We start from the raw sequence: 17,435 nt of genomic DNA on the forward strand, positions 1-17,435 counted from the left end.
CCAACCGCAGAGCAGGCGGCATCCCACCAGCCAAAGCCCACACCCAATACCAAACCCGCGCCCACCAACCCCTGGCCGCCTAACCCAAAACAAACAACGAACCTGTCTCAAGAACTTGACGACCGCACACCTAACCGCACCTTTCGACGGAGCGCTCACTCACATCACGCAATCACGACGGCGGTCCCCTGGGTCGCGTTGTCGGAATCCGATGTAGCGGGGAACCCTTGTCATGTAGTCGGTGTACGGCTGTTGAAACTGCTCCGAGAGTATGACCTCCTCGTGAAGCACAGCCCAATGTTCCGCGAGTATCCCGACCGGCAAGGTGGCAAAGACCCATGTCGTTCCAGCCAATCCGCCGGCACCTAAGTGGATGAGCCACCAGCCGACATACATGGGATGACGGGTGTAGGCATACGGGCCGCTGGTAACCAGGACGTCCGGCCGCTCCAGAGCGAATGGGCCAGCCGAGCGGCCGCGCCTTTCAGCAAGGGCCCACGCATTGAGACCGACGCCGGCAAGCACCACCCCGGTCCCCACCAGTCCGTTCAGTAGCCGCGGACCGGGAAGCCGCACGGGATGCAGCCTTTGAAGCAGGCAGCCCACCGCCAACCCGGTCACTTGTCCGGGAGGCAGCGGAAGATTGCCGAACGCTTCCTTCCAGCTACGCAGTGCCCTCCTGGTCGGTCCCGAAATTGTCGCCATGCCAGCACGGTAACCCCGGAAACCCCAGGGACGTGAGAGAGGGACCGCCAAAACCCGGCAGAAGGTGAGAGAGGGTCCGCCAAAACACAACGGGAGGTGAGAGAGGGTCCGCCAAAACACGTCGGGAGGTGAGAGAGGGTCCGGGGCGAGCGGCCGCCGTCGAGCCCTGACCCGACCTCAGCCGAAACCTAAGGAAGTGTTAGGAAATCCCCCGCGAGCTAGGGCTGTGCCGTGCATCACCCATAGTTTGGAACATGTCCTCTTCACCCCGGAGGGCCTTTCTTAGTCGACGAAGAGCCATGCGCAAGGACGCCATGAGCACCAGCTTCATGGACAGAACGAACTCATGCAAGACACGGCCGCGGCAAAACGCTGCCGTCCAGGAAGGTTCATTGATGAGCACCCAACAAGCTGAAACTCTGAGCGAAGCCGCCCAGACACGCAAGGCCGTGAGCAACATCCTCAAGGGCTCCGCGGGCAACCTCGTGGAGTGGTTCGACCTCTACGTCTATACGGTTTTCGCGGCGTATTTCCAGTCGCACTTCTTCAACTCCTCGGACGATCTTCAGGCCGGCCTTGAAGCGATGGCTGTCTTCTCGACGTCGTTCCTCATGCGCCCGATCGGCAGCTGGTTCTTTGGCCGCTACGCCGACCGCAAGGGCCGAAAGGCCGCGCTGACGCTCAGCGTGACCTTGATGTCGGCCGGTTCGTTCGCCATCGCGATCCTGCCCACGCAGGACGTGATCGGCCTCTGGGCCCTGATCCTGCTGGTGTTCATCCGCGTTGTGCAAGGCTTCTCGGTCGGCGGCGAATACGGCACCAGCGCCACCTACATGTCCGAGGCGGCCACGGCCAAGCGCCGCGGCTTCTTCTCGAGCTTCCAGTACGTAACGCTTGTGGGCGGACAGATGCTTGCACTCCTGGTGCTCGTGATCCTGCAGAACACCATGAGCAAGGAAGACCTGACGGCGTGGGGCTGGCGTATTCCGTTCGCTATTGGTGGCGTGGCTGCGCTGGTTGTTCTCTGGCTCCGCCGTTCCATGGAAGAAACCCTGTCGTCCGATCAGCTCCGCGCAGCCCACGTCAAGGTTGAAGGCGAAGCCCAGCCAGGGACCATGAAGCTGCTGCTGACCAAGCACTGGAAGCCGCTGCTGATCTGCATCGGCATCACCCTCGGCGGCACTGTGGCGTTCTACACGTACACCAACTTCATCCTGAAGTTCATGAACGATACGTCCGGCATCGCCAAGACCGATACCTCCGTCATCAACTTCTGGGCGCTGTTCATCTTCATGCTGCTGCAGCCGGTGTACGGCCTGATCTCCGACAAGATCGGCCGCAAGCCACTGCTGATCTGGTTCGGCGTCACCGGCGTGCTGTTCACGTGGCCGCTGCTCTCTACTCTTTCGGGGACCAAGGACCCGTTCATGGCGTTCATGTTGATGCTGGGCGGTTTGCTGATGGTGGGTGGCTACACCTCCATCAACGCGCTGGTGAAGGCCGAGCTGTTCCCGGCATCCATCCGCGCCCTGGGCGTCGGCCTCGGTTACGCGATTGCCAACTCGCTGTTCGGCGGCACCGTCCCGCTGATTGGCGCAGCGCTGCAGAAGTCCGGCCAGGTGGACATGTTCTTCACCTACGTCACTGCCGCAATCTTCATCTCGCTGCTGGTGTACATCTTCGCGCTGAAGAACAAGAAGGCCACGCACTTGGACGCGGAGCAGGGCAACGCTTTCGCTGCCAAGGGCGCTGCAAAAGACGACGACGACAAGAAGGACCTCGTCGACGCCTGACCTGGTTGCCTAGTGAGGCCCGTTCTGCGCACTTTGGATACTCCGAAGGGCGCAGAGCGGGCCTCACAACGTTAAGCTCTAATAGCGAACCAGCCCCAACCCAAAGGACCCTGACAGTGCACGTGCTCATCGTCGAGGATGACGACGCCATGGCGTCGGCCCTGAGCGCAGCCGTCGCCTCCGCCGGGCACACGCACACCAGGGTGTCCCGCGGCGAGGATGCGTTACTGGCGCACCGGCAGCATGAGGTGATCCTGCTGGATCTTGGCCTTCCGGACCTGGATGGTTTGGATGTCCTGCGGAAACTTCGCCAGGTCACCCAGATCCCCATCCTGATCCTGACGGCCCGCGATGACGAGAGAAGCGTGGTGCTGGGCCTCCGATCCGGGGCCGACGACTATCTGGTCAAGCCCGTGAAACTCGTGGAATTGCTCGCCCGAATCGAAGCAGTCACCCGGCGCACCAACCGCTCCGGCCAGGAAGCCCCGCACAGCATCGTCCTCGGAGAACTGGAAGTGGACCTCGACCGCCGGGTGGCCGCCGTCGGGGAACGGCAACTCGCCCTCACAGCAACCGAGTTCGACCTCCTCAGCCTCCTCGTCAGGAACGCAGGCTCGGTGGTGACCAGGGAGCAGATCCTCGACGCACTCTGGGGCGACGCATTCCTGGCGCACTCCCGATCCTTGGATGTGCACCTCACGGGTCTCAGGTCCAAGCTCCAACTTCCCGGGTTCATCATCAACGTTCGGGGCGTCGGCTACAGAGTTGAGCAACCGTGAAGGTCCGCGTTCTGGGCATCCTGAGCCTGCTGGTGGTGGTCATTGTGGTGACGGTGTCCAGCGTGATCCTCACTTCGGCCAGCCGGGAGCTCACTCAGGAACTCCAGATCAACCGCGTGGCAGGCCTCAACCGCTTCGCGCAACTGGCCAGCGACGCCTCTGAAGACAGCAACACAACCCAACTGCAGCGCGAGATGGACCGCTATTCCGAGCTTTATGGCGAGGGAATCCTGATCCGGCTCCAGCAGGAAACCCTGCGCTCCGGCGGCCTCAGCGAGGATCAACCGGAGGTCAGGGACGCACTCAACCGGGCGAGCCTCAACCTCAGCGACACCACTCTCAACCCCATCCGCGCCTTCGGGACCGGCAACGACTTCATCTCCAGGTCCTTCGGCACAGCCAGCCAGGTACTCGGCGAGGTGGTTGTTGAAGTCAACCTCGACGCAGGCCGGCAGAAGCTGCGCGAACGGTGGCTCGTCGTCGGGCTTGCCGCGGTGGCGCTGGGAGTTCTGCTCCTGGTGGCGGCGTCGCGCATCACGGCCTGGGTTTTGCGCCCGGTCCACCGGCTGAGCAAGGCAGTCCACGAGCTCGAAGCCACGGGTAAAACCAGCCAACTTCCCGACGCCGGCCCGCCTGAACTGCGTGAGCTGAGCCGGTCCTTCACCACCATGGCCGGTACCGTTTCCGAGAGCATGGAGTCCCAGCGCCGGCTCATCGCAGACACTTCACACCAACTACGCAACCCCGTTGGCGCGTTGCGCTTGCGTATCGATTTGCTGCAACTCGCCCTGCGATCGGAGCCTGAGAGGCAGGCAGCAGCCGGCGTCGTGGCGGAACTTGAGCGGGTGGAAGAAATGCTCGACGGCGTGCTGAAGCTGGCTACCGCTGAACATCGCGCCTCTGAAGGGTCCGCCCGGGCGGAGTGGGAATCAGAACACAAACGTTTGGCCGTCATCGACCCCTTTCCGGTCCTGCAGGGTGAAGTGGAGAGGGCGACGCCGGCCGCCCGCCTTGCCGGGTCAGAGTTGACGTTGGTGGCCCCTACGTCTGAAAACCAGATCCTGTGCGACCCCGATGAGCTCGCGCACATGGTGGGTGAACTCCTCACGAACGCCATCAAGTACGCCCCAGGGGCCCGCATCACGGTCGCGACCCTGCAGACGCAAGGCGGTACCGCCGTCGTGATTTCCGACGACGGTCCCGGCCTCCCAGCCGAACAGCGCGTTGCGTCCACCACAAGGTTTTGGCGGGCGCCGCAGCACAGCAAGATCCCCGGCAACGGTTTGGGTATGACCATCGTGGAAAGGCTGGCGGAGGCCAACGGGGCGCGGCTGGTCCTGGAGTCGCGCGAGCCGCACGGCTTGACTGCCCGGATTGAGTTCGCTCGTCCGCGGGACGGTTCGCATGCTTGAGTTTCCGATGATCTCCCGTCGAAGCGCCCTCAAAGCAGCGGCCTTGCTCAGTCTGGGCAGCAGCCTGCTGACGACAACCACCGCCTGCACACCGGAGGAACGGGCTCAGGAACTGACCGTTGCCGGTGGCGAATCCGGCGGCTTCTACCTGGAGTTTGCCACTCTCCTCGCCCACCTGCTGCAGCGGGAGGGGGTCGCCGAAAAGTCTCTCGCACAGACCACCGGCGGAAGCCTCGAGAACATCCAGCGGGTCTTATCCGGCGAGGCGACGCTCGCCGTCGCGCTGGCCGACGCCGCGGCGCAAGCCGCATCCACGGGCAAGGACGGCGGGCAGTTAGTGGCGCTGGGTAAGGTGTACCAAAACTACGTCCACTGCATCGTGCGGGAGGACAGCGGCATCAGCACATTCGCCGACCTCGCCGGGAAGACAGCAGGCGTGGGCGAGGTTGGCTCGGGAACCACCCTCACGGCCGGGCGAATCATTGCTGCGGCGGGGCTGTCGCCGGAAACCGCTGGACCGGAGCGCGCGCTGAAGCAGGTGAACCTCGGGTTGAACCAAGCCTTGGCCTCCCTAAAGGACGGATCGATCGACGTCATGATCCAGTCCGGAGGTGTTCCTACCGCTCCCATAGCTGCCGCGGCACAGGACCTCGACGTGCGGCTTCTGGACCTTTCAGCACTCATCCCCGCAACGCGTTCTCAGTCAGGGTTCTTCTATGACCGGGTTCTCATCCCAGCGAACAGCTACGGGGATGCACCTGCGGTGTGGACCGTCGGGGTGGCCAACCTGCTTCTGTGCCGCAGGGATCTTGCGGATCATATTGTTCGCCGGACCGTGGAACTCCTGGTGGAGCAGGCCCAGGACCTGGTTCCTAAATCGAGCACCGGCGTGCAATTCCTTAGCCCGGAAACGCTGATCAACACAGCCGGCCTCCCCCTTCATCCGGCTGCCGAGGCCGCATACCGGGCGCTGCACAGCTGAGCCGTACTCACCGAATCGGCGGACGGCAGGGCAACTGGCAAAATGGAAACCATGACTTCAGCTGTTGCCCCTGCCATTGCCCTGACCATCGCTGGCTCCGAAGCGACCGGTGGCGCCGGCGCGCAGGCGGACCTCAAGACCTTCCAGGAACTCGGAGTGTTCGGCATCGCGAACCTCACGTGCATCGTTTCCTTCAACCCGCAGGACAACTGGAATCACCGCTTTGTGCCAGTGGACCAGCAGGTCATTGCGGACCAGCTGGAAGCCACGACGGCGGCATACGGTGCCGCTTCCGGCGCACCTTCAGTGCTGGACACCGTGAAGATCGGCATGCTGGGAAGCCCGGCAACCATCAGCACCGTGGAGAAAGTGCTGGCCGATGCTGCCTTCCAGAATGTGGTCCTGGACCCCGTCCTGATCTGCAAGGGCCAAGAGCCGGGCCACGCTCTGGACACGGACCAGGCGTTGAAGGCCCAGATCCTGCCGCTGGCCACCTTCGTCACGCCGAACCACTTCGAAGCCGAGTCGCTCTCCGGGCTCACGATTACCGACGAAGAGTCGCTCAAAGCAGCCGCCATCCGCATCCACGAGATCAGCGGCGCGGCAGTCCTCGCCAAGGGTGGGGTGAGGCTGGAAGGCCCCGACGCCGTAGACGTCTACTACGACGGCGAGACGCTGGAGGTCCTGCGCGCTCCGAAGGTAGGCGAGGTCGCTGTGTCCGGCGCGGGTTGCTCCCTTGCTGCAGCCGTGACCGCCGAACTCGCCAAGGGCGCGACGCCCCTTGAAGCAGCACGGACTGCCAAGGCGTTCGTGACCGCTGGCATCAAGAACCGGGTGTCCTCCGGCGCTCCCTTTGACGCTCTGTGGCAGGGCGGGGCTCTGTCCTAGCCCCTGAGTCACGCGAAAACAGCCGCCCCGGAAACACTTCCAAGGCGGCTGTTTTTCTTTGCGTGAGGGTTAGCGCGAGACCTTGCCCATCAACGAGGCGATCGGGCGCAGGAACAGCGGCCGGGCGAGGAACCAGGCAGCGGCTGTGAAGACGATGGAAGCTGCGAAGATGCCGAAGCCCCACCAGCTGTAATCGTTGTTGGAGGCATACATGTGGTTCAGGTTGTTCAGCGCTCCGGTAGCCAGCACCAAGGTCACGTGGACAATCACGAAGGCAACGAAGTAGATCATCACCGGGAAGTGGATCTTACGGGCCAGTTCGATCGGGTAGAACTTGTTAATCGCGGACTTCTTGGGCCACGCACCGGACATCCGGATACCCGTGATGATGGCCAGCGGCGCAGCGATGAACACCGTGATGAAGTAGGTCAGGAGCTGAAGGCTGTTGTAGTTGTTCCAGCCATTTTCAACGGGCCAATTCAGTGATGCGTACTGCAGTCCTGCCGAGACAGCGTTCGGGAAGACGTCCCAGTTGGTGGGGACGATCCGCAACCATTGGCCGGTGGCGAAGAGCAGCACGATGAAGATAATGCCGTTCAGCACCCAGAGAGCGTCCAGCGTCAGGTGGAACCAGAGGTCCAGGCTGATCTTGGTTGGCGGGTTCTTGGTCTTGATGAATCCCTTGTTGTTCCGGGTCCAGTTGGCGGCCGGTCGGGTGGTGGTCCGCACCTGCCAGCCGGAACGGATGATCAGGACGATGAAGAACATGTTGAGGAAGTGCTGCCAGCCCAGCCAGGCGGGGAAGCCCGTGGGCGTCCCTTCAGGAATGGCTGAGTGCCCGGGGTAGTCCACCAGGAACTGCTGGACCGGCTGAAGGGTCCGGAGCCATTGCGCAACGAGCACCAGGATCAGTGCCACCACCAAAGCTCCTGCGGTGACGACGACGGGTTTGAACCACCTGTTCGACGTGATCCCGGACGACTTGCTTGAAACGGACATCAGGCCGCGTTCCTCTCTGGCTTGTTTGGCTGCGACCAGTTGGCGCTATATAGCGATTCAACCAGTTGCAGCCCGACGGTGAAAACGGCACCCGGGTTTCGGGGCGTCCGACGTCAAAAATCGCAGCATTCGGATACATGCCGCAATGCGTATTTCTAGAACAGACTTCCAGAATTATTTCCTGTGTTTCATTGGTCAGTCAAGGCTTCTTGCTGGCTATGTGGATTCTTTGGAAGGTAGGATTCCAAAAAATAGCCGCCCGACACTCCGGTGTTCGTTCTGCCCGCGAGAGGAGCCCAGCATGGTCCGGAAAACATCCGAAGTAGCCAGCAACGCAGGCTCCTGGCAGTGGACCCGCACTGCAGCCACGCAACGCAATTTGCTGGATGCGGCCACCGAAGTGTTCGTGGACCACGGATTCACCGACGCGAGCATCTCGGACATCGTTGCCCGCGCCGGGTCCAGCGTCGGCAGCCTCTACCACCACTTCGGCGGGAAGACCGAGCTCTTCCTCGCGTTATGGGACGACTATCAAAACGAACACGAACGGCTCGTAGCAGCGGCTGTGGCCAAGGCACGCAAAGCCGGTGAGAACGATCCCCTGGCCCTGTTCAACGTGGGCAGCCGCAGCTACTTCGACTACACCTGGAAACACCGGGATTTGGAACGCGTGTTCATTGAGGGAGACACTCCCCCGGGCTTCGAAGTCCTGCGGCGGGAACGCGGACGCGAGTGGGTCCGGCAGAACACCGTGCTCCTGGGCGCCAGCGACGACACCCTGGGCAGGCTGACCGTCGCGGTGATCACGGACATCATCACCGTGTCCGGGCAGGAGGTTGCTCTGAGTCCATCCAAGCGCGAGGCCGATGAGGTTGTGGACGCCGCCGCGGTGTTGGTGCAGCGCCTGGTCAGCTAACGCGGGTCCGCCACCCACCCTGTGAACAGCGGCATCCCGGTTTCCACGTGCACGATCTCATAGTGGAACGGGTGGTCGAGGTTGATCTTGCGTTCCGGGATCAGGGCGCTTGAGGCCTCCGCGTTGATTTGGGTCACGGCAGAGGCGATGGTCCCCTTCTCGGCGACGGTGATGTTGGCTGCCTGGGCCGCTTGCGTCAGCTTCATGCCCTGCTGGATCGCGTCGAAATCCTTGTCCGTCGCAAGCATCTCCTTGAGCCCGAGGGCTTCGAACACCTCCCTCAGCTCGAACGTGGTTTTGTGGTCCCACTTGGGCAGACTGATCTGCACCATGCCGGGCTCTGCCGCGGAAAGCTGCTTCGCCACATCCCCAAGCACCTCCGCAGAAACCGTAGCCGAGCCGGACGAACCCGACGCACCGCCGTCGGGCAGTACCAGCCGCATCACGAAACCCTCTGCGTATGGCAGGTCCACAGCCTTCCATCCGGGAGCTTCGGCGTAGGCCATGCTGGTGCCTTTGTGCATGGTTGGCACGGTGATCACTTCACCGCCGGCCTTGGTGAAGGGGCGCTCGGCTGTGTCGTTGGCGTCGAACGGGGTCTGCCAGGCGGCGGCGAAATACAGCGTGTTGAGCAGGCTGAAGGTGTTGTCGGGATCGTATTGTGCGGGCGCTTTCTTGATCCGCCCACCGGTGTTCTTGCTGACCCATTGGTCGATGGCCGGTTTGGTGGCAGCCTCGTCAGCGAAGTTCACGGGATATACCCCAGTGCCGAAATGTTTGGCGAGCGTGGCCAGGTAGCCCTCGCCCGTGGGCACGCCTTTATCCACGAACAGCCCGTTGGCAGCGTGCATCACCGGTGTGCGCGGCGGGTTGTCCTCGTCCACCGAACCGGGGTCGCCGTCGAACTTTTCAAGGGAGGCCAGGAGCGCGTTCATCGCTTCGTCGCGCCCCTCGGCGGGCAGGCCGAGGACCGCATCCATCTCCGCCGCCGTAGCCCCGCTAGCTCCCGCCCGAAGCATGCTCAGCGCGATCAGTAAACTTGCCGGAGATGACACCACGTTGCCGTTCGTCGCGTCGCCGCCGTCAGCCAACAGCGCGGCACTGAGCTTCCGCGCGGAGACGTTGAAGGCTTCAAGCTGCGCCGAATAGTCCGCTGTTTGGACCGAAACGCGAGTCACGCCGTCGGCGGTTAAGAGCCCGACGTCGGCTGGTTGGGGCGCGCAGGCACTGATAGTCGCGGAGCCGGTCACCAATGCGGCAGCCGCGAGTAGCGTTGTCGCTTTGCGGACTCGGTTCATGGCGGATCCCCCTGCTTGGCGTTGTCCTCACATGGTGCCCCTTTTGACGTGGAAACTCACGGGAGGTGAGAGAGGGATCGCCAAATGTTGCCGGAAGGTGATAGAGCGTGACGCTTAAGCATGCGGAAGGTGATAGAGCGTCACGCTTAAGCATGCGGAAGGTGATAGAGCGTCAGCGTTGGGAGTGGGCCGCCAGGAAGCTGTACACCTCGGTCTCGTCGACGCCGGGGAAGGCGCCGGGAGGCATCGCGGCCAGCAGGTGCGAGTGAGCCCTGGCGGAAGGCCACGCGTTGCCGGCCCACTCGTTCGCGAGAGAAGCCGGTGGCCGCTTGCAGCAATTCGGGTCCGGGCAGTTGGACGTGGCACGCGCCGTCGTCTCCCGGCCCCGGAACCACTTGACGTGCTGGTACGGCACACCAATACTCAGCGAAAATTCACCGGCCGCCGAGCGTTCCGTCCGGGCCGTGCACCAGTACGTGCCCGAGGGCGTGTCGGTGTACTGGCTGTAGGCGCTGAACTTGTCGGGCACGTCGAACACAGCCCGCGAAGTCCACGCCTTGCACGACGGCTGCCCCTCGATGGCCCCGGTGTGATCCTGCGGGAAGGTCACGCCGTCGTTCTCGTAGGCCTTGTAGATGATGCCGGACTGGTGCGTCTTCTGGAAGTGCGTGGTGATGCCCAGGTGCTTGGTGGCGAGGTTGGTGAAGCGGTGCGCAGCCGTTTCGTAGGACACGGCGAAAGCATCCCGGATGTCCTCCACCGCGATTTCCTTGGCAGCCTTGGCCCTTTGCAGGAACTCCACCGTGGCCTGCTCCGGCAGCAACAAAGCCGCGGCGAAGTAGTTGGTGGCCACGCGTTGCGCCAGGAAATCCCCGTAATTCCGCGGAGTTTCATGCCCCAGGACGTAATGGCCCAACGCCTGGAGGAGAACCGAGCGGGGATCGTGATCCTGCCGTTGGTTCTGGGTCAGATAAATTCTGCGGTTCTTCAAGTCGGTCACTGACCGCGTGGAGTGCGGCAAATCACCCACATGATGCAGGCTGAAGCCGAGGTTCTCAGCGATGTCCGCAATGACGTGCTGGCTGAGCGGGCCGGCGGTGTAGCCGACCCCCTTGAGGACCTTCTGCGCCTCGGCTTCATACTCGGGGAAATAGTTGCCGCGCTCGCGCATCATGGCACGCAACTCGCCGTTCGCGCGGCGGGCTTCTTCCGGCGTCGCGACCTGCTCATTGAGTTTGCGTTCGAGCTCCTGAAGCAGCCCCACCTGCGACTCCAGCACATCCAGCGGAAGCCGTGAGCTGATGCGGATTTTCGGCAGGTTGAGGGACTCGTAGAGCGGTCCGCGCTGGTACCGTTCCAACTCGATCTCCAAGGCCGCACGACGACTCGGCGGCTCAGCCCCCAGCAGCTGATCGATGCTGACGTTCAGTGATGCAGCCAGCTGCTGCAGCAGCCCCAGTTTGGGTTCGCGCTTGCCGTTTTCGATCAGGCTCAGCTGGCTCGGCGCGGTCCCGACGGCGGCACTCAAGTCATCCAGCGTCAGCCCGGCCTGCTTGCGCAGATGCCGCACGCGGCGGCCAAGGCTAATGACGTCCAGTTCAGGGGACGCAGGGGACAACGGCGGCGATGCGACTTCGCGATTCCAGCTCACAGGCGACATTTCTTGAGAATACGCGAAGAAGTGCATTTCTTTCCATAGTTTTCCTCTAGTAACCCTCTTGGAAGTGCAGAAAAGTAGGACTTACGAAAAAGAAATACAGACCCCGGGTTTGCCGGCCGATGCAGCAAAGGCGCAGCGGAGGCCGGCCCGGGCACCACAGAGGAGATCAAGATGACCGCTTCATTTGAACCAGCAGAGCAGAGTGCAGAGCAGCAGGCCGCAGCGCTGGAACTTGAATGGTCCGCCAACCCGCGGTGGGAAGGCGTCACCCGTGATTACTCGGCCACCGACGTCGTCCGCCTCCGCGGTCGCGTCTCCGAAGAGCACACCCTGGCCCGTCGCGGTTCGGAGAAGCTCTGGAAGCAGCTCACCGAGGAAGCTCCCACCGGCGGCTACACCAACGCATTGGGCGCACTGACCGGCAACCAGGCAGTACAGCAGGTAAAGGCCGGCCTCCGCGCCATCTACCTCTCCGGTTGGCAGGTGGCCGCTGACGCCAACCTGTCGGGCCAGACCTACCCGGACCAGTCCCTGTACCCGGCCAACTCGGTCCCCCAGGTGGTCCGCCGCATCAACAACGCCCTGCTCCGCGCAGACCAGATCGAGTATGCCGAGGGCGTCAAGACCGTTGAAGACTGGCTGGTCCCGATCGTCGCCGACGCCGAAGCAGGTTTCGGTGGCCCGCTCAACGCCTACGAGCTCATGAAGTCCATGATCACCGCTGGCGCCTCGGGCGTTCACTGGGAAGACCAGCTCGCTTCCGAAAAGAAGTGCGGCCACCTGGGCGGCAAGGTCCTCATTCCCACCCAGCAGCACATCCGGACCCTGAACGCAGCCCGCCTGGCAGCCGACGTCGCCGACACCCCGACGGTCGTCATCGCCCGCACCGACGCCGAAGCAGCAACCCTTATCACCTCCGACGTTGACGAGCGGGACCAGGAATTCACCACCGGCGAGCGCACTGCTGAGGGCTTCTACAAGGTCCGCAACGGCATCGAACCCTGCATCGCCCGTGCCAAGGCCTACGCACCGTACTCCGACCTCATCTGGATGGAGACCGGCACCCCGGACCTGGAACTGGCCCGCAAGTTCGCTGAATCGGTCAAGGCCGAGTTCCCGGACCAGATGCTCTCCTACAACTGCTCCCCGTCCTTCAACTGGCGCAAGCACCTGGACGACACCACCATCGCCAAGTTCCAGCGCGAACTCGGTGCCATGGGCTTCACGTTCCAGTTCATCACCCTGGCCGGCTTCCACGCCCTGAACTACTCGATGTTCGACCTCGCCCACGGTTACGCCCGGGAAGGAATGAGCGCCTACGTCGAGCTCCAGGAAAAGGAATTCGCCTCCGAATCCCGCGGCTACACCGCCACCAAGCACCAGCGCGAAGTCGGCACCGGCTACTTCGACGACATCGCAACCGCGCTCAACCCGAACGCATCCACTTTGGCCCTGGTGGGATCCACCGAAGAAGGCCAGTTCCACTAAATTTTCTCCCAACTAGATAGCAGTAGATGCCGTTATGGAGGTCCAGAACGGCATCTACTGCGACTCAGTTGGGACCCTGAAAGGACACTCCCATGAACAGCTTCACTGACAACTTCACTATCAATGGCATTACTTTGACCGCGCAGCCCATGTGCCGGCAGAACGAGGTCTTGACGCCGGATGCTCTTGAGTTCATTGGCAAGTTGCACCGGGCTACGGCTGATCGTCGTCAGGAGCTGATGCAGGCGCGGCATGCACGTCGCAACCAGATTTCCGGTGGCCAGGATCCGCGGTTCCTGCCGCAGACCGAGGGCATCCGGAACGATCCGTCCTGGCGGGTAGCTCCCCCGGCACCGGGTCTGGAAGATCGTCGCGTTGAGATCACGGGGCCGGTGGATAAGAAGATGACCATCAACGCCCTGAACTCGGGGGCGAAGGTGTGGCTGGCTGACATGGAGGATTCGTCCACTCCGACGTGGCGCAATGTCATCCAGGGCCAGCTGAACCTGACTGATGCTTTGGAGCGTCGGATTGATTTCACCTCGCCTGAGGGCAAGGAGTACAAGCTCAAGGCTGCCGAGGACCTGCCCACTGTTGTGGTTCGTCCCCGTGGTTGGCATCTGCCGGAGAAACACATGCTCATTGACGGCAAGCCGATCGCCGGCGGCATTGTGGACTTCGGACTGTTCTTCTTCCACAACGCCCGCCGCCTGCTGGCCCAAGGCAAGGGACCGTACTTCTACCTTCCCAAGATCGAGAACCACCTCGAAGCCCGGTTGTGGAACGACATCTTCGTCCTGGCACAGGACCTGCTGGGCATCCCGCAGGGCACCATCCGGGCCACGGTGCTGATCGAGACCATCACCGCCGCTTTCGAGATGGAGGAGATCCTGTACGAACTCCGCGACCATGCGAGCGGTTTGAACGCCGGCCGGTGGGACTACATCTTCTCCCTGATCAAGAACTTCCGTACCCGCGGACCGCGTTTCGTGCTCCCGGACCGCGGCCAAGTGACCATGACCCAGCCGTTCATGCGCGCTTACACCGAGCAACTGGTCAGGGCATGCCACCGTCGCGGGGCCATGGCGATCGGTGGGATGGCTGCCGCTGTTCCCAACCGCAAGGACGAGGCAGCAAACACCGCCTCGTTCGAGAAGGTCCGTGCCGACAAGACCCGTGAAGCCAACGACGGTTTCGACGGCTCCTGGGTAGCCCACCCGGACCTGGTGCCGGTGTGCCGGGAAGTTTTTGACTCAGTTCTCGGAGACCGCCCGAACCAGCTGGACCGCTCCCGTGAGGACGTCACTCCCGATGACCGGGCCCTGATCGACATCGCCAGCACCGAGGGCACCATCACCGAGGGCGGGGTTCGCCTGAACATCGAGGTCGGCATCCGCTACATCGAGTCCTGGCTGAGGGGCAACGGGGCTGTGGCCATCCACAACCTCATGGAAGACGCCGCCACCGCGGAGATCTCCCGGTCCCAGCTCTGGCAGTGGATCCACTCCCACGCGATCGTCGAGAACGGCGACATTATCACCCGCGAATGGGTGGAGGATCTGCTGGACGAGGAATTCGCCCGCCTGGAACGCTTCGACGGAGACCGCTTCGCCGACGCCCGTGCCATCTTCGAAGAAGTCGCCTTGGCTGAGGAATTCCCCACGTTCCTGACCATCCCTGCGTATGCCCGTTTCCTCACCGAGGCCCGTGAAGAGGCCACGGAAGAGGAACTCGTCGCCGCCTAGCCTTTGCTGGCCAGCGACAAACCAAGCCCCGACGCTGGGCTGCCTGCACTTTTCGCAACAAGTAACCCCGATGGTCGGGGAGGCAGCCCAGCAGCGGAATATCCACCCAAGTAGGTCGCAGTTAAGCGCGTATTGCCGGCTCAAAACGCGCTTAACTGCGACTCAGTTGGGTAGCACGACGGCGGCACCCACCCCGCGGGGCCAGCTCACCGACCGGCTCAAGCGGACCTAGCGCTGCCGGGCCACCCAGCGCACGGACAACGTGGTGCAGACGCAGAACGCGAGTACGGAGCCGAGGATCACGAGCAGCGGGACAGTCCAGCCATCGGTCACACTGTGCACGTACCCGACAACTGTCGGAGCCAAAGCAGCGAAGCAGTAGCCGACACCCTGCACCACGGCGGACATCTTCCCGGCGGCCGCCTGGGAGTGCGCGAACTTGATGATGGCAATGAAGATCACCGTGATACCACCGCCCTGGGCAACACCGCCCAGCGAGGACCACAGCCACCACAACGACGGCGCCAACAACAGGCCCACGGGAACCGTCAGCCACAGCGCGCTCAAGGTGACCGCCACCGTCGTCGTACTCGTGAAACGGGCCAGCAGCGGCACGCCCAAGCCGCCCACGATCGCGAAGATCTGGAACAGTGATGACCCTGCGCCGGCGTCGGCGGTGCCCATGGCGAGCTCGTCGGACAGGAAGCTGGGAAGCCAGGCGGTGACGCCGTAGTAGGAGAAGGCTTGCCCCGCGAAGCCCAGGGTCAGGCCCACGGTCAACCAACGAACACCCGCAACGCGACCGGCATCGGAAGCAACAGGCACAGGAACGGCAGCCGGCACAAAGGCCCGCCGGGCACCAACGGTAGGAACCCAAAACAGGATGGCTGCCAAGGCCAAGAGAGCGCTCGCCGCTAGGGCCAGCCGCCACCCCACCAGCTCAGCCAAGGGCGCCGTTGCCACGGACGTGAGGAACGAGCCGATGTTGAGCGCGGCCGTATAGACACCCATGGCCGTGGCTTGGCGGCGTGGGGCGAAGTCTCGCCGGATAATGAGCGGCACTGCGATATTGCCGATGGTGATGGCAACGCCAATGATGACCGTGCCCACCATCATCGAAACGCCGCCGCCACTGGAGCGGATCATCACGCCGGCCAGCACGCCGAGCAGCGTGAGCATCACGGCGAACTCGGCCCCCAGCCGTCGTCCCGCCAGCGAAGCCAACGGTGAAGCCAAGGAGAAGCAGAGCACCGGAATGCCCGTCAGCAGCCCGAGTTCAACCGGCGAGAAACCGAGATCGTGCTGCAGGGAATCCACCACGGGAGCCACGGCCACGAAGGGTCCGCGCATGTTCAGGGCAATGAGGCCGATGCACGCGAGGATCAGCCAACCGCGGGGAACTTTGGCGAGGAATTGGCTCATGGTGTGCAGCAAAGGGTGGTGGGAAGCGTTTTCATCACTTTCATTGCTATCACGCCGCCACCCGGCATACGGCACCGAACAAGGCTTATCCCGTTGCTTGGAGCGTGGCCTCAATCACTGCCGGCGACAGGACGTGCTGGGTGACCATCTGGCTGGCACCCAGGATGGCTGCGCGATCACCGGCCATGGAGATGCCGATGCGCAGGTGCGTGGTTGCCAGGGGCAGTGAGCGTCGGTAAACCACTTCACGGATGCCGGCCACGAGGTGTTCGCCGGCCTCCCCCACGCTGCCGCCGATGATGATCATGGACGGGTTGAGCAGGTTCACCACGGTCGCCAGCACGTCGCCGACGTCGCGGCCCGCCTGGCGCAGCGCCTGGATTGCCTGGAGGTTGCCCTCACCGACCAGCCGCAGGACGTCGGCACCAGTGGACGCTTCAAGACCCTGGGCCTGCAGTTGACGCGCGACGGCGGGACCTGAGGCGAGCGCTTCAAGGCACCCGTGGTTGCCGCATCGGCAGAGGACGTCGTCGCCGCGCGGGACGCGCACGTGGCCGAGGTCGCCGGCGGTGCCGTTGGCGCCACGCTGCAGCTCGCCGCTGCTGATGATGCCGGCGCCGATGCCGGTGGCCACTTTGATGAACAGGAAGTTGTCGTGGTCCGGCCAGTACGCGGTGCGTTCGCCGAGGGCCATGATGTTGACGTCGTTGTCCACCAGGACGGGAACCGGCAGCGAGCGCTGGACGTACGTGACGACGTCGAATCCGTCCCACCCGGGCATGATCGGCGGCTTCACGGGCCGGCCGGTGTCGTGCTCCACGGGCCCTGGCAACCCGATGCCCATGCCGGCGAGGTCGCCGAGTTCACGGCCCGCCTCTGCAAGGAGTTCGCGGCCCGCAGCAACGACGCGACCCAGGACTACTTCGGGCCCATCGGCCACTTCCTGCGCCAAGCGTCGCTCGGCGAGGATGCTGCCGCCAAGGTCGGTGACGGCAACAATCACGTGGGTCGCTCCGACGTCGACGGCCAGGACGACGCGTGCGGCGGGGTTGAAAGCAAAGCGCGACGGCGGCCTGCCGCCGCTGGAGCTCGCCTCACCGGCGGGTCCCACGAGTCCTGAACTGATGAGGGCGTCAATACGGGAAGCGACGGTGGATCGGGCCAGCCCGGTGGTGACTGCGAGCTCGGCGCGGGTGCGGGCTTGGCCGTCGCGAAGCAGTTGGAAGAGATCGCCAGCACGCGAAAGGTTGCCAGCCTCCTGAACGGAGGCATTTCCGGCGTCGTTAGCGGTGGCTGTTGTCATGCCTTTAGTGAAGCACGATTGCTTATGCGTGTCATGCAACAGAAG

Annotated in this window: 14 protein-coding genes; 8 read left to right on the plus strand and 6 right to left on the minus strand. The window is 63.4% G+C overall.

Features of this window, described 5'->3' with window-relative positions:
- Positions 1-159: 159 nt before the first annotated feature.
- A complete protein-coding gene (locus GVL04_RS13630) occupies positions 160-576 on the minus strand; it encodes an isoprenylcysteine carboxylmethyltransferase family protein (RefSeq protein WP_235036282.1) in 417 nt (138 codons plus the stop codon).
- 524 nt (positions 577-1,100) lie between these two features.
- Between GVL04_RS13630 and GVL04_RS13635 the strand changes: the two genes are divergently transcribed.
- The 5 genes from GVL04_RS13635 (at position 1,101) to GVL04_RS13655 (ending at position 6,559) form a co-directional block, all read left to right on the plus strand.
- A complete protein-coding gene (locus GVL04_RS13635; protein ID WP_159705424.1) occupies positions 1,101-2,498 on the plus strand; it encodes an MFS transporter in 1,398 nt (465 codons plus the stop codon).
- Between the two features lie 116 nt (positions 2,499-2,614).
- Complete coding sequence (locus tag GVL04_RS13640) at positions 2,615-3,277, plus strand: response regulator transcription factor (protein WP_159705427.1); 663 nt, start codon at positions 2,615-2,617, stop codon at positions 3,275-3,277.
- Entirely contained in the window at positions 3,274-4,689 is a 1,416-nt protein-coding gene (locus GVL04_RS13645) for a HAMP domain-containing sensor histidine kinase (RefSeq protein ID WP_159705430.1), read from the plus strand. The genes GVL04_RS13640 and GVL04_RS13645 overlap by 4 nt, the downstream gene beginning before the upstream one ends.
- Positions 4,682-5,671 carry a TAXI family TRAP transporter solute-binding subunit gene (locus GVL04_RS13650; protein WP_159705433.1) on the plus strand — a complete coding sequence of 330 codons (990 nt, stop codon included), beginning with the start codon at positions 4,682-4,684 and terminating at the stop codon, positions 5,669-5,671. Before GVL04_RS13645 ends, GVL04_RS13650 begins: the two co-directional genes overlap by 8 nt.
- Before the next feature lie 42 nt (positions 5,672-5,713).
- The gene (locus GVL04_RS13655) at positions 5,714-6,559 is read left to right on the plus strand and encodes a hydroxymethylpyrimidine/phosphomethylpyrimidine kinase (protein ID WP_159705436.1); all 846 of its coding nucleotides are present in this window, start codon (positions 5,714-5,716) and stop codon (positions 6,557-6,559) included.
- A 69-nt stretch (positions 6,560-6,628) separates the two neighbouring features.
- Here the strand turns inward: GVL04_RS13655 and GVL04_RS13660 are convergent, their stop codons facing one another.
- Complete coding sequence (locus GVL04_RS13660; protein ID WP_159705439.1) at positions 6,629-7,558, minus strand: cytochrome b/b6 domain-containing protein; 930 nt, start codon at positions 7,556-7,558, stop codon at positions 6,629-6,631.
- Positions 7,559-7,859: 301 nt separating this feature from the next.
- Here GVL04_RS13660 and GVL04_RS13665 point away from each other — a divergent pair, with 301 nt between their 5' ends.
- A complete protein-coding gene (locus GVL04_RS13665) occupies positions 7,860-8,474 on the plus strand; it encodes a TetR/AcrR family transcriptional regulator (RefSeq protein ID WP_159705442.1) in 615 nt (204 codons plus the stop codon).
- Here GVL04_RS13665 and GVL04_RS13670 read toward each other — a convergent pair.
- Together GVL04_RS13670 and GVL04_RS13675 are read right to left on the minus strand one after the other, a co-directional pair.
- Positions 8,471-9,772, minus strand: a complete 1,302-nt coding sequence (locus GVL04_RS13670; RefSeq protein ID WP_159705445.1) for a serpin family protein — start codon at positions 9,770-9,772, stop codon at positions 8,471-8,473. The genes GVL04_RS13665 and GVL04_RS13670 overlap by 4 nt on opposite strands.
- Positions 9,773-9,944: 172 nt before the next feature.
- Entirely contained in the window at positions 9,945-11,459 is a 1,515-nt protein-coding gene (locus GVL04_RS13675) for an XRE family transcriptional regulator (protein ID WP_159705448.1), read from the minus strand.
- A gap of 144 nt (positions 11,460-11,603) precedes the next feature.
- Between GVL04_RS13675 and aceA the strand changes: the two genes are divergently transcribed.
- Positions 11,604-12,920 (plus strand): isocitrate lyase, encoded by a 1,317-nt coding sequence (gene aceA / locus GVL04_RS13680; protein ID WP_159705451.1) that lies wholly within the window; start codon positions 11,604-11,606, stop codon positions 12,918-12,920.
- A 92-nt stretch (positions 12,921-13,012) separates the two neighbouring features.
- On the plus strand, positions 13,013-14,665 hold the full coding sequence (gene aceB / locus GVL04_RS13685; RefSeq protein ID WP_159705454.1) for a malate synthase A: 1,653 nt from the start codon (positions 13,013-13,015) through the stop codon (positions 14,663-14,665).
- Between the two features lie 228 nt (positions 14,666-14,893).
- Here aceB and GVL04_RS13690 read toward each other — a convergent pair whose 3' ends face one another.
- Complete coding sequence (locus GVL04_RS13690; RefSeq protein WP_159705457.1) at positions 14,894-16,087, minus strand: CynX/NimT family MFS transporter; 1,194 nt, start codon at positions 16,085-16,087, stop codon at positions 14,894-14,896.
- Positions 16,088-16,172: 85 nt separating this feature from the next.
- Positions 16,173-17,390: an ROK family transcriptional regulator gene (locus tag GVL04_RS13695; RefSeq protein WP_159705460.1), complete on the minus strand. Its 1,218-nt coding sequence runs from the start codon at positions 17,388-17,390 to the stop codon at positions 16,173-16,175.
- Positions 17,391-17,435: the final 45 nt, after the last annotated feature.

Source organism: Arthrobacter sp. 18067 (assembly GCF_902706295.1).
Classification (GTDB): Bacteria; Actinomycetota; Actinomycetes; order Actinomycetales; family Micrococcaceae; genus Arthrobacter.

Excerpts from the sequence above, each read along its gene's own strand:
- GVL04_RS13635 (WP_159705424.1), top strand. The coding sequence starts at position 1,101 with ATGAGCACCCAACAAGCTGAAACTCTGAGCGAAGCCGCCCAGACACGC.
- GVL04_RS13650 (WP_159705433.1), top strand. The coding sequence starts at position 4,682 with ATGCTTGAGTTTCCGATGATCTCCCGTCGAAGCGCCCTCAAAGCAGCG.
- GVL04_RS13655 (WP_159705436.1), top strand. The coding sequence starts at position 5,714 with ATGGAAACCATGACTTCAGCTGTTGCCCCTGCCATTGCCCTGACCATC.
- GVL04_RS13660 (WP_159705439.1), bottom strand. The coding sequence starts at position 7,558 with ATGTCCGTTTCAAGCAAGTCGTCCGGGATCACGTCGAACAGGTGGTTC.
- GVL04_RS13665 (WP_159705442.1), top strand. The coding sequence starts at position 7,860 with ATGGTCCGGAAAACATCCGAAGTAGCCAGCAACGCAGGCTCCTGGCAG.
- GVL04_RS13670 (WP_159705445.1), bottom strand. The coding sequence starts at position 9,772 with ATGAACCGAGTCCGCAAAGCGACAACGCTACTCGCGGCTGCCGCATTG.
- GVL04_RS13675 (WP_159705448.1), bottom strand. The coding sequence starts at position 11,459 with ATGCACTTCTTCGCGTATTCTCAAGAAATGTCGCCTGTGAGCTGGAAT.
- aceA (WP_159705451.1), top strand. The coding sequence starts at position 11,604 with ATGACCGCTTCATTTGAACCAGCAGAGCAGAGTGCAGAGCAGCAGGCC.
- aceB (WP_159705454.1), top strand. The coding sequence starts at position 13,013 with ATGAACAGCTTCACTGACAACTTCACTATCAATGGCATTACTTTGACC.
- GVL04_RS13690 (WP_159705457.1), bottom strand. The coding sequence starts at position 16,087 with ATGAGCCAATTCCTCGCCAAAGTTCCCCGCGGTTGGCTGATCCTCGCG.
- GVL04_RS13695 (WP_159705460.1), bottom strand. The coding sequence starts at position 17,390 with ATGACAACAGCCACCGCTAACGACGCCGGAAATGCCTCCGTTCAGGAG.